The organism is Streptococcus parasanguinis, assembly GCF_015556095.1.
Lineage (GTDB): Bacteria > Bacillota > Bacilli > Lactobacillales > Streptococcaceae > Streptococcus > Streptococcus parasanguinis_Q.
In genome coordinates, this window is sequence record NZ_JADNLT010000001.1 from 488,029 (window position 1) to 501,333 (window position 13,305).

Annotated in this window: 13 protein-coding genes, 1 pseudogene and 1 other annotated feature; all 14 genes and pseudogenes read right to left on the reverse strand. The window is 39.9% G+C overall.

Going from position 1 to position 13,305, the window contains the following annotated elements:
• Positions 1–4: 4 nt before the first annotated feature.
• A pseudogene (locus tag I2E70_RS10700) lies at positions 5–85 on the reverse strand (YSIRK-type signal peptide-containing protein); the annotation flags it as partial.
• A gap of 190 nt (positions 86–275) precedes the next feature.
• Positions 276–2,054 (reverse strand): ABC transporter ATP-binding protein, encoded by a 1,779-nt coding sequence (locus I2E70_RS02455; protein ID WP_195423263.1) that lies wholly within the window; start codon positions 2,052–2,054, stop codon positions 276–278.
• A gap of 13 nt (positions 2,055–2,067) precedes the next feature.
• Positions 2,068–3,804 carry an ABC transporter ATP-binding protein gene (locus tag I2E70_RS02460; protein WP_037606372.1) on the reverse strand — a complete coding sequence of 579 codons (1,737 nt, stop codon included), beginning with the start codon at positions 3,802–3,804 and terminating at the stop codon, positions 2,068–2,070.
• Positions 3,805–3,982: 178 nt separating this feature from the next.
• Positions 3,983–4,432, reverse strand: coding sequence for a hypothetical protein (locus I2E70_RS02465; protein WP_070673968.1), 450 nt, complete (start codon positions 4,430–4,432; stop codon positions 3,983–3,985).
• A gap of 108 nt (positions 4,433–4,540) precedes the next feature.
• A complete protein-coding gene (locus tag I2E70_RS02470) occupies positions 4,541–4,993 on the reverse strand; it encodes a hypothetical protein (protein WP_195423265.1) in 453 nt (150 codons plus the stop codon).
• A gap of 147 nt (positions 4,994–5,140) precedes the next feature.
• A complete protein-coding gene (locus I2E70_RS02475; protein ID WP_061455579.1) occupies positions 5,141–5,584 on the reverse strand; it encodes a hypothetical protein in 444 nt (147 codons plus the stop codon).
• Between the two features lie 249 nt (positions 5,585–5,833).
• The gene (gene rplL, locus I2E70_RS02480) at positions 5,834–6,202 is read right to left on the reverse strand and encodes a 50S ribosomal protein L7/L12 (protein ID WP_045759484.1); all 369 of its coding nucleotides are present in this window, start codon (positions 6,200–6,202) and stop codon (positions 5,834–5,836) included.
• Between the two features lie 74 nt (positions 6,203–6,276).
• Positions 6,277–6,777, reverse strand: coding sequence for a 50S ribosomal protein L10 (gene rplJ / locus I2E70_RS02485; RefSeq protein ID WP_003001722.1), 501 nt, complete (start codon positions 6,775–6,777; stop codon positions 6,277–6,279).
• Positions 6,778–6,815: 38 nt separating this feature from the next.
• Positions 6,816–6,950, reverse strand: a sequence feature (ribosomal protein L10 leader region).
• Between the two features lie 61 nt (positions 6,951–7,011).
• Positions 7,012–7,809 carry a formate/nitrite transporter family protein gene (locus I2E70_RS02490; protein ID WP_195423267.1) on the reverse strand — a complete coding sequence of 266 codons (798 nt, stop codon included), beginning with the start codon at positions 7,807–7,809 and terminating at the stop codon, positions 7,012–7,014.
• A gap of 166 nt (positions 7,810–7,975) precedes the next feature.
• Positions 7,976–8,680 carry a glucosaminidase domain-containing protein gene (locus I2E70_RS02495; protein WP_021153281.1) on the reverse strand — a complete coding sequence of 235 codons (705 nt, stop codon included), beginning with the start codon at positions 8,678–8,680 and terminating at the stop codon, positions 7,976–7,978.
• A gap of 149 nt (positions 8,681–8,829) precedes the next feature.
• On the reverse strand, positions 8,830–9,432 hold the full coding sequence (gene yihA / locus I2E70_RS02500) for a ribosome biogenesis GTP-binding protein YihA/YsxC (protein ID WP_003007440.1): 603 nt from the start codon (positions 9,430–9,432) through the stop codon (positions 8,830–8,832).
• An 11-nt stretch (positions 9,433–9,443) separates the two neighbouring features.
• Positions 9,444–10,676, reverse strand: a complete 1,233-nt coding sequence (clpX, locus tag I2E70_RS02505; RefSeq protein WP_009731088.1) for an ATP-dependent Clp protease ATP-binding subunit ClpX — start codon at positions 10,674–10,676, stop codon at positions 9,444–9,446.
• Positions 10,677–10,884: 208 nt separating this feature from the next.
• Entirely contained in the window at positions 10,885–11,394 is a 510-nt protein-coding gene (locus tag I2E70_RS02510; RefSeq protein ID WP_195423269.1) for a dihydrofolate reductase, read from the reverse strand.
• A 146-nt stretch (positions 11,395–11,540) separates the two neighbouring features.
• A partial coding sequence (locus I2E70_RS10530; protein ID WP_229060241.1) for an LPXTG cell wall anchor domain-containing protein occupies positions 11,541–13,305 on the reverse strand: 1,765 nt, incomplete at its 5' end.

Sequence of the window (13,305 nt, forward strand, 5' to 3'; positions counted from 1 at the left end):
CCCCCATGATCGCAATTACGACAGAAAAGACTCCAAGCTTAGACTTGCGAATGCCAAAAATGATATCTTTGTTTAAATGATACATCACATATTTCTCCTTTTATTTTTTACAACGATTCTATCCTAATAAAAATTATCATGACAAACAAGGTGAATTGTGTGAATATTCTGTATCAATTTGTTGCAGAAATGTTAACCTTTTTATGTAGTAATAAAAGTGAGTAAGAAAAAAGAGGCTGAGAATGCTTTCTCAAACCTCTTTTGATGGCACGCGCTTATTCCGCTTTTTTATTTGAAAATTGGCTATTGTAGAGCTCATAGTAGAACCCTTTATCTGCTAACAAGGATTGGTGATTTCCTTGCTCGATGATTTGGCCATCTTTGAGGACAAGGATTTTATCTGCTTCTTGAATGGTAGACAAGCGGTGAGCAATAACAAAGCTAGTCCGCCCTTTCATCAAATTCTTCATCGCTTTTTGAATCAAGAGCTCTAAACGCGTATCGACAGAAGACGTCGCTTCATCCAAAATCAAGATTTTAGGATCCGCTAGGAGCGCACGCGCAATGGTTAGGAGTTGCTTTTGCCCTAGAGAAATATTGCTAGACTCCTGGTTCATTTCCATATTATAACCACCAGGAAGTGTCCTGATAAAGTGATCGACATTGGCTGCCTTTGCAGCTTCCACAATTTCTTCATCCGTTGCCTCGAGATTACCAAAGCGAAGGTTTTCTTTAATGGTTCCTTCATATAACCAAGCATCCTGAAGCACCATTCCGAATTGTTTGCGGTAATCTTGGCGAGATAGATGACGAATATCATGACCATCCACCGTAATCGATCCTGCAGTCACATCGTAAAAGCGCATGAGCAAATTAATCAAGGTTGTTTTTCCTGCTCCGGTCGGTCCGACAATGGCCACCATTTCACCTGGTTTGACTTCAAGGTTGAAATCACGAATCAAGGGTTTGTCCGCTACATATTGGAAATCAACGTTTTTAAAGCTGACTTGCCCTGTCAAGTCTCCAGAGAGGGTTTCTGTCACATCTGCTACTTCATCTGGCTCATCCATGACTTGGAAAATCCGATCTAGAGACGACTTAGCACTTTGTAGCTGCCCTACCAATTGGGTTAAGTTTTGAATCGGTTGGTTGATCTGCCAAACATATTGAACGAAGGCCTGCATATTCCCGACAGTCAAACGACCTGCTATCACTTGCAAGCCACCAAACAAAGCGATAATGAGATAAGTCAAATCTGAAATCCCATTTAAAATCGGCATCATTAAGCCAGAAATGAAATTAGCCTTGAATCCTACTTTTTGAAGGCGATGGGTAATATCATGAAACTCTTCCTGGGAAGATTTTTCCCGAACGTAGAGCTTAAGGACATTAAAGCCTGTTAAATTTTCTTGCACAAAGCCGTTCATTGCTCCCAAAACATCTGCCTGCTCTTTAAAGTAAGGTTGAGATTTTTTCATGATAAATCGAGCACTGAAATAAGTGATCGGAATGGACAAAATGACCACTAGCCCCAGCTGGATGTTTAAGTACAAGACCATGCTGATGACAAAGAGCAAGGTAAAGATAGCATTAACGATTTGTAAGAAGGACTGTTGCAAGGCATTCGAGACGGTTTCGACATCGCTAGTAAAACGTCCTAGCAAATCTCCGAACTGATGCCGGTCAAAATAAGAAACGGGAATGTGATTGATTTTATGAGACAAATCATTTCTCATGTCCTGAACAGTCTTTTGAACAGCATTGGTCATGAAATAGTTAGAATAATAAGATCCCAACTCATAGAGGACCCCACGGAATAGATAGAGCGTCATAATGATCGCGATATAGGAGGTGTTAAGACCAGCTCCCGCAAGGCCTTTTGCCATATCCATGAGATTTTTTGTCAACTCAGTAATCGCAAGCCCCAAAACAAAGGGTTCGACAACACTCATGACGACACTCAGAATTTTTAAGAAAATGGACAAGCAAACTTCCAATCGATAGGCTCTCAAATAAGTCCATAGTCTACTAAAACTGTTTTGTTCTTGTTTCATCTGCTTCTCCTTTCTATTCTTCTGTTAATGACGGACTATCGAGCTGCGAATTGGCAATTTCACGATAGATCTCATTGCTTTCCATCAATTCATCGTGGGTTCCTCGACCGACGATTTCCCCTTGGTCCAAGACAATAATTTGATCCGCATCCATAATGGTTCCCACGCGTTGCGCTACGATTAAGACGGTCGCATCTCCTGTGACTTCTTTGAGACGCTTCCGCAAAGTGGCATCCGTCTTGTAGTCTAGGGCTGAGAAGGAATCATCAAAGATAAAAATATCAGGATCTTTGACAACGGCACGAGCGATGGACAAGCGTTGTTTTTGGCCACCTGAAAGGTTGCTACCACCTTCTGCCAAATGCGTGTCAAAGCGTTCCTCGCGACTGTCAATAAATTCTTTGGCTTGGGAAATTTCAGCCGCTTGTTCTAGCTCTTGTACAGAGGCATCTTCTTTTCCATAACGAAGGTTTTCAGCAATGGTTCCTGTAAAGAGCAAGGCCTTTTGCGGAATAAAACCAATCTTTTGGCGAAGGGCTTTCAGATTGTAGTCACGGACATCCACGCCATCCACCAAAATCTTTCCTAAGGTGACATCATAGAATCGAGGAATCAACTGCACAAGCGAAGATTTCCCAGAACCAGTCGAGCCGATAAAGGCAATCGTTTCACCAGGTTTGGCTTGAAAGGAAATGTTGTGAAGAACCGGACTTTCTGTCTCACCTGGATAAGCAAAGGTGACATTGTCAAATTCCAAATAGCCACGAGACGCTGTTTCTGTTACACCATTCTCATTTGGATCAATCGAAATGGGCATGTCCATGATTTCCTTGAGACGACGGCTAGAAACCGCAGTCCGAGGATACATAGTAAAGAGATTGGCTAAAAAGAGGAAAGATAAGAGCGCGTGGAAGCTATACTCAATAAAGGCAACCAGATCCCCAATTTTCAAACTACCGTCATGAAGAGGATCCAAAGCAAACCAGACAATCGCCACAATCATAGCTATGATGATCTGCACAAATAGGGGTTCTGTCAAACCAGTTAGTTTGAACAATTTATTCGAGTTTTCTGCGTAGACTTCATTTTCAGCCGCAAATTTATCCTCTTGGAATTCTTCACGGGCAAAGGCACGAATCACACGAAGTCCAGTCAAATTTTCACGCGCAAATTGATTGAGATGGTCGAGGGTCTTTTGTTGTTTCTCAGAAAGAGGACGTGTCTTAACTGCCACATACCAGACGACGACCGCAAGAAATGGTACAGAAACCGCTACAATCCACGCTAAAGAAGGACTGGTTGTCAAAATCAAGAGAACACTGGAAACCATCATCAAGGGTGTGATGACCCCCATCTTCAACATAGAATCCGCAAACTGCATCAAAACAAAGGCATCCGAAGTCAAGCGAGTGACCAATGACGATACCCCAATTTGCTCATACTCGCGATGCGAGTACTCCTGTAACTTAGCATAGAGGTCATTGCGCATATCGCGGACCATGGTGGTCGTTAGCTGACCAACCGCGTAAGACAAGATAATCCGCCCCACAATCCCAAGCAAAATAATCGCAAACATGACCCAGCCCCAGAAATACAGCCGGTCCACATCACGCGGGTTAATCCCTTCATCAATCATGCGAGCTAGAACCGTTGGCAAGCCCAAATTGACAATAACAAACAGGACCGCCGAAAATAGATTCAGGGCTAGCCACTTGGGATACTTTTTCAAGTAAGACCAAATATAAAGCATAGATGATTCTCCTTTTCCATAAATAATAACCTTGATCACACAGAAAAGAGGGAGCGAGACGAAATCATTTTCAAAGAAAATCATTCCTGCCCCAGTCCCATCTGTAGTCTCATTCATTATACCAAACTAGGCATAAAAGTAAAGCAAAAGAGCAGGTTTCCCCCGCTCTTCACTTGCATTATTTCGTGCGTTTGAGTTTAGCATTTTTAAGAATCATAAGATCCCCTTGGTTGCTATTACTTAACTTAGAAAGATCAAATGTCAAATAGTCACCATCGACCTTGTATGTAATCTTTTCTCCACTACCATCATTTGACGAGATTGTTTTCTCTTTTTGATTGATTTTGACATCATAAGATCGCTCATTCTTTTGACCAGCGACTTCACCCGCGATGCTGAGGGTTCCTTTAGAATCTTTGATCTTAATAGAAACTTCAAAATTAATAACGTCTCCAATAGACTCTAATTGACTACCTGATAAGCCTTGCTCCTCAAGAATTTTCTTGAGTTCAGTTTTTGATGGTTTGTAGACATAAGTCCCATTATCACTATTGGCACCACATGCCACCAATAGGACGGCTGCAAAAACTGCAACGAAAGCTAAAAGAATACGTTTAATATTTTTCATAATCAATCTCCTAATGTATTTTATAATCAGATTTTACCACTATTTTAATACCGATTCAAGATGTTTTAAAGAAGAAAAAGAGCAGATACTCTCTGCCCTTCTTTTGTATTATTTTGTACGTTTGAATTTAGCGTTTTTGAACATTTCCAAAGCGGCTTCATGACCTGAACTCTTCTCACCAGATAAATCAAAAGTGAACACATCGCCTGAAACTTTGTATTTAACCTTCTCACCTTCACCTGTTTTAGATTGAAGAGTTTTCTTTTGTTGGTCAACTTTCATATCAAATGATTGGTCAGTCTTTTGTCCCATCATTTCACCTTTAATTTTAAGGCTACCTGTTTTATCTTTAATGGTCACTGAAACTTCCAATTTAACATTGTCGATCAATGCATCTACACTTGAACTTGGAGCACCTTGTTCTTCAAGGATTTCCTTCACTTCAGTTTTTGTTGGTTTGTAGACATAAGTCCCGTTATCACTTTTGGCACCGCATGCCACCAAGAGGACTGCTGCAAAAACAGCTACTACAGCCAAAAGAATACGTTTAAAGTTTTTCATAACTTCTCCTTTTTAGTTAGATTAACACTATTATATCAACAATTCAGGTACACGGCAATGAAAGTTTATAAATGTCATATTCTTGTAATATTTCTTGTATCAACAAAGAAATAGAATAAGGCGGAATTTAAATCCCGCCATGATTGCTTATTTAACTTTTTTGAACTTAGCAATTTTCATGTAGTTATTAAACATGTCTGTGTCACCCATCAAAGAATTCTTCACATCCTTAATCGTTAACACATTTCCTGAAACTTGATAAGTAATTTCCGCTTTCCCATACTCATTTTTTGAGACAAGAGTTTTAGCTTTTTGGTCTACTTCCAAATCAATCACTTGATTTACATTTTGACCACCTGCATTGGTGTCTACTTTCATCTCACCTTTCTTATCATTGATTGTAATCGAAATAGTGAATGAGTAATTATCACCTATCAAAGATTGAAATTCACTTGGCATAATATCTTTGATCTCATCCTTAGTAGGCTCAAACACGTAAGTCCCATTATCGCTTTTAGCGCCACAAGCTACCAAAAGGACGGCTGCAAAGACAGCTACAACAGCTAACAAAAGACGTTTAAAATTTTTCATCATCTTCTCCTTTATGATATGATTTATAGCCATTATAGCAACAAATTAGCAACATCTCAAGGGAATATAGCAAATGTAAAATCATTGTAACATCATTAAAACTGCACTATTTAGTAGGTTTAGAGAAAATAAAGAGAGCTACACATGTTAGCTTTATAAAAGCCCTCTATTCACATTCTATCATCATTATTTTCAACGACAAAAAAACCGAGGTCTAAACCTCGGTTTTCATTTTGATTGGAAACTCTATTATTTAAGAGTAACTGAAGCTCCAGCTTCTTCCAATTTAGCTTTAAGTTCTTCAGCTTCAGCTGCAGCAACACCTTCTTTGATGACACCAGGTGCACCATCAACAAGTTCTTTAGCTTCTTTAAGACCAAGACCAGTGATTTCACGTACAACTTTGATAACGCCGACTTTCTTGTCGCCTGCAGATGTCAATTCGATATCGAATGAATCTTTAGCAGCACCTGCGTCAGCAGCACCAGCTGCAGCAACAGCTACAGGAGCAGCTGCAGTTACACCAAATTCTTCTTCGATAGCTTTTACAAGGTCGTTCAATTCAAGGATTGAAGCTTCTTTAATTTCAGCAATAATGTTTTCAATGTTCAATGCCATTGTTATTTCCTCCAAATAAGTTTTAATTTTATGTTTTATTTTTTTGTAGCTAGGCTACGCTGCGTAGCTTAAGATTAAGCTGCGTCTTCTTTGTTGTCTGCAACCGCTTTGACTGCAAGAGCAACGTTGCGCACTGGCGCTTGAAGTACAGAAAGGAGCATAGAAAGAAGTCCTTCGCGGTTTGGAAGAGTTGCAAGTGCAAGAATCTCTTCTTTAGATGCGACAGCGCCTTCGATTGCACCACCTTTGATTTCAAGTGCTTCAGCGTCTTTTGCAAAATCGTTCAAGATTTTCGCAGGTGCGATAACATCTTCGTTAGAAAATGCTACTGCAGAAGGTCCAACGAATACAGATGCAAGATCTTCAAGACCAGCTTTTTCAGCTGCACGACGCAAGATTGAGTTTTTGATAACTTTAAACTCAACTTCGCTTCCGCGAAGGTTGCGACGAAGAACTGTATCTTGCTCAACTGTCAAACCGCGAGAATCTACAACGACGATTGATGCAGCAGCTTTCATTTTTTCAGCTACTACGTCAACTAGTTCCGCTTTTTTAGCAATAATTGCTTCACTCATTAGTGTGTTCACCTCCGTAATTATTTTGCTTGGGGAATTTTTCCAAAAGAAAAACGCGCCCAAACCTAGACACGAAAGTACAATACGCTTCTTTTAATTGATACGTTTTGTCCTCGGTAGGATTTTTATGAGTCGAGCTCCCCTACTGTCTTAGGCAGTTTTTTCAAACCATAGACTAGTTTATCACATATAAAAAAAGAATGCAAGTACTTTTGCAAACTTTTTTTATATTTTTTAGTCGTTGTAAAGGCTCTTGATATTATTCAACCAGGCATAGGCTAGTCCCATTAGGACTCCTCCTCCTACCCAGTTGGCAAAGAAGGTAACACCATAGTGACGTAAAATATTTAAAAATTCAAAATGTGGCAATTGGCTAGATACTGAATTAAAGCTTAATAATGAAAAAGAAGCAAAATTAGCCGCCAAGTGTTCATTGGTCATAAAGACAAACATATAAATAGCAGATAGGGCTAAGAGCACCTTCGCTGTTTCATCTTTGAAATATAGATAAGAGAGAATAGCAATATTTACAAAGATATTGGCAATGACTCCTTCAAAGAAAACCACTTGATTGCTCCGTTGGAGTTTATTTTCTGCCACCGTAGCTAGGAATCCTTTTGGATCGATATGTGCAAAGGCAGTGGTTTGATTGAACAGAAAAGCTACGATTAAAGCACCAATTAAATTAAAGAAGGTACAATAAAGAAGAATCTCCAAAGCTTTCTTCCAGTGAATTTTCTTTAGATAGGTTCCCGCCGTCAAATACATCATATTTGAGGTGGTTAATTCCGCATTTAAGAATAAGAGGTAAACGAGCCCCCAGGCAAAGATGAATGGAAATAGAAAACGACCCGATCCAGGTACAAAGGTATTTAATAAGTCAGCTGCAACTGCTCCGACCGCAGTACTTAAAGTAAGAAATCCTCCAGCAAAAATAGAACGGACTGCATAGCGAGTTTTAGATTTCTGATAGAGATCTTCCTTCTTATTACACGCCGCTCCAACTTTTTGAATAAAATTAGATTCAGACATAATATTCTCCTTATATAATGTTTGTGAACAAAATCATTATATCATAGAGAGAAAAGTTTGAAAAGGTTTTCAGGGAGAATTATTATTTTTTAACACATACGTTTTATATCGAATATTAATGTGTGCTAAAAACAAATAAAAAAACAGGCAGATGCCTGTTTTAGTTTTAATAATTCAAACGGTTCGCCCAAGCGATATCCAAATTCAAGATTTCTTGTGAAGTGAACTGTTGACGATATGGATTGTATACCGAACCTGTAATACCACCTTGAACATTTGGTGAATCGTATTGAGTCAAATTATAAGTTTCAATGATGTTATTAAGTTTTGCATAGTAGCTTGTGTCTGTCGCATAAACACCTGTCAAAGCTGCTGTTGCATCTTGATAACTAGAGGTGTTGCTCTTCCATGCACCTGCAAAATGTCCTTGTTTCAAAACAGCTACATAGTCTTGCAATGATTCATAGTAAGATGGGTAAGAACGAAAAGCGTCATTAATCGTATAGGCATTTCCAGCACCATCATCTTCCCAAGTTTGCATCACTGCAGATTGACCAGCATAACTTCCTTTAATACCGAAAAGGTTGTAATGCGGATAAGAAGACAAGCCAGACTGACCTGAACCACTTTCAAGGATGGCTTGTGCAATCATAACGGAAGCATAAAGATCATTCTCTTGACCAAGCTGACGAGCTGACTCACCAATTTGTGAGATGAAAGCTTCAGTTGGGTCTGAGTATGCTTGGTAAGTTCCATCATTAGCACCAACTGATGTGACGTGCTCGCTCATAGCAGCAGCAAATGTCCCCACTGCTAATACAGAAACGAACAAACCAAATAATTTCGTTTTATTCCGTATTTTCTTTTTCATAATACAATTTATCTCCAATTAATTTTTTATCATCTTTTATCTTTATAGAGATTATACCATATAAATAGAAGAAAACAAAGCCACTTATATTACACTTCTATTACAATTGCGAGATAAATCCAAAACAAAAATGACATTTTCATGTCATTTCAATTTATTTCGTAAAACGCATTTTCCAAAATAGCATCCCATGACTTCTCTAGTCCTTCCTTGGTTACCGAAGAAAAGACAATGAAAGTGTCTGATGGATCAAAATCTAGTTTTTTCTTAATGATGGATTCATGTTTATTCCATTTTCCACGTGGAATCTTATCTGCCTTGGTCGCTACTAAGATCACAGGGATCTCATAATATTTTAAGAATTCATACATCTGAACATCATCAGCAGAAGGTTCATGACGAAAATCGACTAGGCTAACGACTGCTTTTAAGTTCTCACGACTGGTGAGGTATTCTTCAATCATCCGTCCCCACTTCTCGCGCTCTTTTTTAGAGACACGTGCATAGCCATAACCAGGTACATCTACCAAACGGAGTTTATCATCGATATTGAAGAAATTTAGCAATTGGGTTTTTCCTGGTTTACCAGATGTTCTGGCCAGGTTCTTTCGATTTAAGAGAGTATTAATAAAAGAAGACTTGCCGACATTTGATCGACCGGCAAGTGCAACTTCTGGAATCTCATCTTGAGGATAATGACTCTTATTTGCAGCGCTTAAGAGGATATCCGCATTATGTGTGTTAATTTCCATATTTTATCTTTCTAGGCTGTTTCAAGAACTGGTTTTTCTGTTCCGTCAACTGCTTCTTTTGTGATTCGGACAAGTTTGACATCTTCTTGACTAGGAATTTCAAACATGACATCCATCATGGTTTCTTCGATAATCGAGCGAAGTCCACGAGCTCCTGTTTTTCTTTCGATGGCTTTATTAGCAATCTCTTGAAGGGCTTCATCATCGAATTCCAATTCAACATTGTCATAAGAGAGCAAGGTTTGGTATTGTTTTACCAAGGCATTGCGTGGCTCTTTTAGAATACGGACAAGATCCTCAACTGTCAATTGTTCAAGAGCTGCAAAGACTGGAAGACGGCCAATCAATTCTGGGATAATACCGAATTTTTGAATATCTTCTGCAACAATTTCTTGCATGTAAGAGCTGGATTCATCGATGGCTTTATTGTTCTTACCGAAACCGATGACTTTTTCACCGAGACGCTGCTTAACAATTTCTTCGATTCCGTCAAAGGCTCCTCCTACGATGAAGAGAATATTCTTGGTATCCACTTGAATCATCTCTTGTTGTGGGTGTTTGCGTCCACCTTGAGGTGGTACACTAGCGACAGTTCCTTCGATGATCTTCAAGAGAGCTTGTTGCACTCCTTCACCAGAGACGTCACGTGTGATAGAGACATTTTCACTTTTCTTAGCGATCTTATCAATTTCATCGACGTAGATGATGCCTCGTTCTGCACGCTCGATGTTGAAATCAGCTGCTTGAAGAAGTTTTAAGAGAATATTTTCAACGTCTTCACCCACATAACCGGCTTCTGTCAAGGCTGTTGCATCAGCAATAGCAAATGGGACATTCAAGCTACGTGCTAAGGTTTGGGCCAAGAAAGTCTTACCTGAACCAGTAGGTCCAATCATGAGGATGTTTGATTTTTGCAATTCAACATCTGTCTCGTCTTCGCGCGTATCGTGGAAGTTAATGCGTTTGTAGTGGTTGTATACCGCTACAGCAAGGGCACGTTTAGCCCGATCTTGACCGATGACATAGTGGTTTAAGATATTGAGCAATTCGATTGGTTTTGGAACTTCGCTAAGGTCAGCAAGGACTTCTTCAGCAAGCTCCTCCCGGATGATTTCTTGAGCTAACTCTACACATTCATTACAGATAAACGCATTGTTCCCTGCAATGATTTTTTGGACTTCATCTTGGCTCTTTCCGCAAAATGAACAATAAACCATCATATCATTATTTTGATTCGTTGGCATGTATTTCCTCTTTCTGTCATTTTCTGTTTCTATTTAGTTTAAAATAAGGTCATGTAAAAGGCGTGAATGGAATTCACAAGATTGGTAAAAGCATTTAGTAAGAATAAAATAGCGAGGCCAAACCGTTTTTTACGAAAGGTTTGTAAGGCACAAATCAAACAGATGACACACAAGACAGCTGTAAAAAAACCAAAGACACTTCGCTCCATTAATCTAAATCCTTTCTCTTGTAATAGTTGACCGTGAAATCGTATGGATTTTTCTCATCTTTTAAATGGGAAACTTGACGGACTCTTTCATAGTGACTCTCTTCAAATTTTGGTGCCAATGTATCTCCATCAATCGTTGCATGAATCATGGTCTGGATCAATTCTTCTAACTGGTCAGAGAAGAGCTTTAAAATCTGACTGCCTCCAATAATGTAAAGATTCTTCTCTTGGTTCTGGTACCACTCCAAGACTTCTTCTTTGCTGTGCATGACGAGTACAGCATCGTTTTCAGGATCATAGGCTTGATCTTGCGTTAAGATAATACTAGTCCGACCTGGTAGAACCCGTTTTTTCATACCATCAAAGGTCACTCTTCCCATGAGAATGGCTTGTCCCATGGTTGTTTCTTTGAAATGTTGAAGCTCAGCTGGCAGATGCCAAGGCATGACTTGGTCCTTTCCAATAATGCCATTTTCAGTTTGAGCCCAGATACCAATTATCTTTTTCATTCTCTCATCCTTTACACTGATACTTCTATTTTATCAAATTTTCTTATAAAAGACTGATTTCAACTATCTAGTTTGGAGGATATTTTTTAAATACAAACAGAAAAAAACCGCGAGATTTTCGCGGTTTTTCTTAGCCACAAGTTAGCTTAGTCTTCTTTTTTGCGTTTTGCAAATCCGAATAATGACAGACCTGCTAAAGCACTAAAGATTGCAAGACCAGCAGTAGAAGATTCTTTTGTTCCTGTGTTTGGAAGTTGTGCAGTAGGATTTTGTGGATCGATATACTTCACTTCTTCTTTCGTTTCTGGAACGACAGGAATCGTTGGTTCTTCTGGTTTTGGTTGTGGAGTAGGTTGTGGTTCTGGTGTTGGTTGCGGTTGTGGAGTAGGTTGTGGTTCTGGTGTTGGTTGCGGTTGTGGAGTAGGCTGTGGAGTAGGCTGTGGCTGTGGCTCTGGTGTCGGAGTTGGATCCGGCATTGGAGTTGGTGTCACAGTCTTCTTGTAGATATGTTGAGTGTTTCCATCTTTATCTACAACAGTCTTCACGAAGTCATAACCTGGGATATCCTTCTTCGGTTGTTCCCCATCTTCTGTTGGGTTACCTGGGATTGGGTCCCCATTTTCGTCTACATATGAAGTCGTAACTTTTTCATAGACGTGTTCTGTATCACCATTAGGCAATTTCTTCGTTTCCACAAAGCGGTAACCTGGAATTTCAGCTTTTGGTTCTTCTCCATCAACTGTAGGATATCCTGGGATTTCCTTACCTTCTTTATCAACAAACTTAGTGATTGGAAAGACAGTTGGTGTGTAAGTTGCAGAAGCTTTTGTTCCGTTCACATCTTCACGAACCACTGTCACTGCTGGTGCAGTTCCTGTGAATTCAGGTTCTGGAGTGAATGTTACTGTTCCGTCTGCTGCTACTGTGTAAGTACCAACACCTGGAATTGTCTTCGTAGTTGAACCATCTTCAAAGGTTGCTGGAACCTTGTCATTCATTGGTACACGGCTATCACCTTCTGTGAAGGTTGGTTTGCCTGTTTGGGTTTGACCCTTCTTACCAATTGAAGTAACTGATTCTGCAGTTGGTGTAACTGGTGTTACTGTTGGTGTGTAAGTAGCGGTAATTGATGTACCGTTCTTATCAACACGTTTCACTGTTACGCCTGTACCTGTTCCTGTGAATGATTTTTCTGGTACGAAGGTTACAGTTCCATCTGGAGCAACTGTGTAAGTTCCTTCTCCTGGAATGGTCTTCGTAGTTGAACCATCTTCAAAGGTTGCTGGCACATCATCATCCATTGGTACACTTGGGTTACCAGGCGTGAAGCTTGGTTTACCAGTTTGTGTTTGACCTTGGATATCTGTAGATGTTGCAGGATCAGCTGTTGGAGTCACAGGAGTTACTGTTGGTGTATAAGTTGCGGAAGCTTTGGTTCCGTTCTTATCTTCACGAACCACTGTCACTGCTGGTGCAGTTCCAACAAATGATTTCTCTGGTACAAATGTCACTGTTCCGTCTGGGGCTACAGTATAAGTACCAACGCCATCTACTGTCTTCGTAGTTGAACCATCGTCAAATGTTGCTGGAACATCGTCGTTCATTGGTACACGGCTGTCGCCTTCAGTAAATACAGGTTTACCTGTTTGAGTTGCACCTTGCACATCAGTAGATACTGCTGAAGTTGCAGTTGGTGTAACAGGTGTTACAGTTGGTGTGTAAGTTGCAGTAACTGGAGTACCGTTCTTATCAACACGTTTCACTGTTACGCCTGTACCTGTTCCTGTGAATGTTTTTTCTGGTACGAAGGTTACAGTTCCATCTGGAGCAACTGTGTAAGTTCCTTCTCCTGGAATGGTCTTCGTAGTTGAACCATCTTCAAAGGTTGCTGGCACATCATCATCCATTGGG

Excerpts from the sequence above, each read along its gene's own strand:
- I2E70_RS02455 (WP_195423263.1), bottom strand. The coding sequence starts at position 2,054 with ATGAAACAAGAACAAAACAGTTTTAGTAGACTATGGACTTATTTGAGA.
- I2E70_RS02460 (WP_037606372.1), bottom strand. The coding sequence starts at position 3,804 with ATGCTTTATATTTGGTCTTACTTGAAAAAGTATCCCAAGTGGCTAGCC.
- I2E70_RS02465 (WP_070673968.1), bottom strand. The coding sequence starts at position 4,432 with ATGAAAAATATTAAACGTATTCTTTTAGCTTTCGTTGCAGTTTTTGCA.
- I2E70_RS02470 (WP_195423265.1), bottom strand. The coding sequence starts at position 4,993 with ATGAAAAACTTTAAACGTATTCTTTTGGCTGTAGTAGCTGTTTTTGCA.
- I2E70_RS02475 (WP_061455579.1), bottom strand. The coding sequence starts at position 5,584 with ATGAAAAATTTTAAACGTCTTTTGTTAGCTGTTGTAGCTGTCTTTGCA.
- rplL (WP_045759484.1), bottom strand. The coding sequence starts at position 6,202 with ATGGCATTGAACATTGAAAACATTATTGCTGAAATTAAAGAAGCTTCA.
- rplJ (WP_003001722.1), bottom strand. The coding sequence starts at position 6,777 with ATGAGTGAAGCAATTATTGCTAAAAAAGCGGAACTAGTTGACGTAGTA.
- I2E70_RS02490 (WP_195423267.1), bottom strand. The coding sequence starts at position 7,809 with ATGTCTGAATCTAATTTTATTCAAAAAGTTGGAGCGGCGTGTAATAAG.
- I2E70_RS02495 (WP_021153281.1), bottom strand. The coding sequence starts at position 8,680 with ATGAAAAAGAAAATACGGAATAAAACGAAATTATTTGGTTTGTTCGTT.
- yihA (WP_003007440.1), bottom strand. The coding sequence starts at position 9,432 with ATGGAAATTAACACACATAATGCGGATATCCTCTTAAGCGCTGCAAAT.
- clpX (WP_009731088.1), bottom strand. The coding sequence starts at position 10,676 with ATGCCAACGAATCAAAATAATGATATGATGGTTTATTGTTCATTTTGC.
- I2E70_RS02510 (WP_195423269.1), bottom strand. The coding sequence starts at position 11,394 with ATGAAAAAGATAATTGGTATCTGGGCTCAAACTGAAAATGGCATTATT.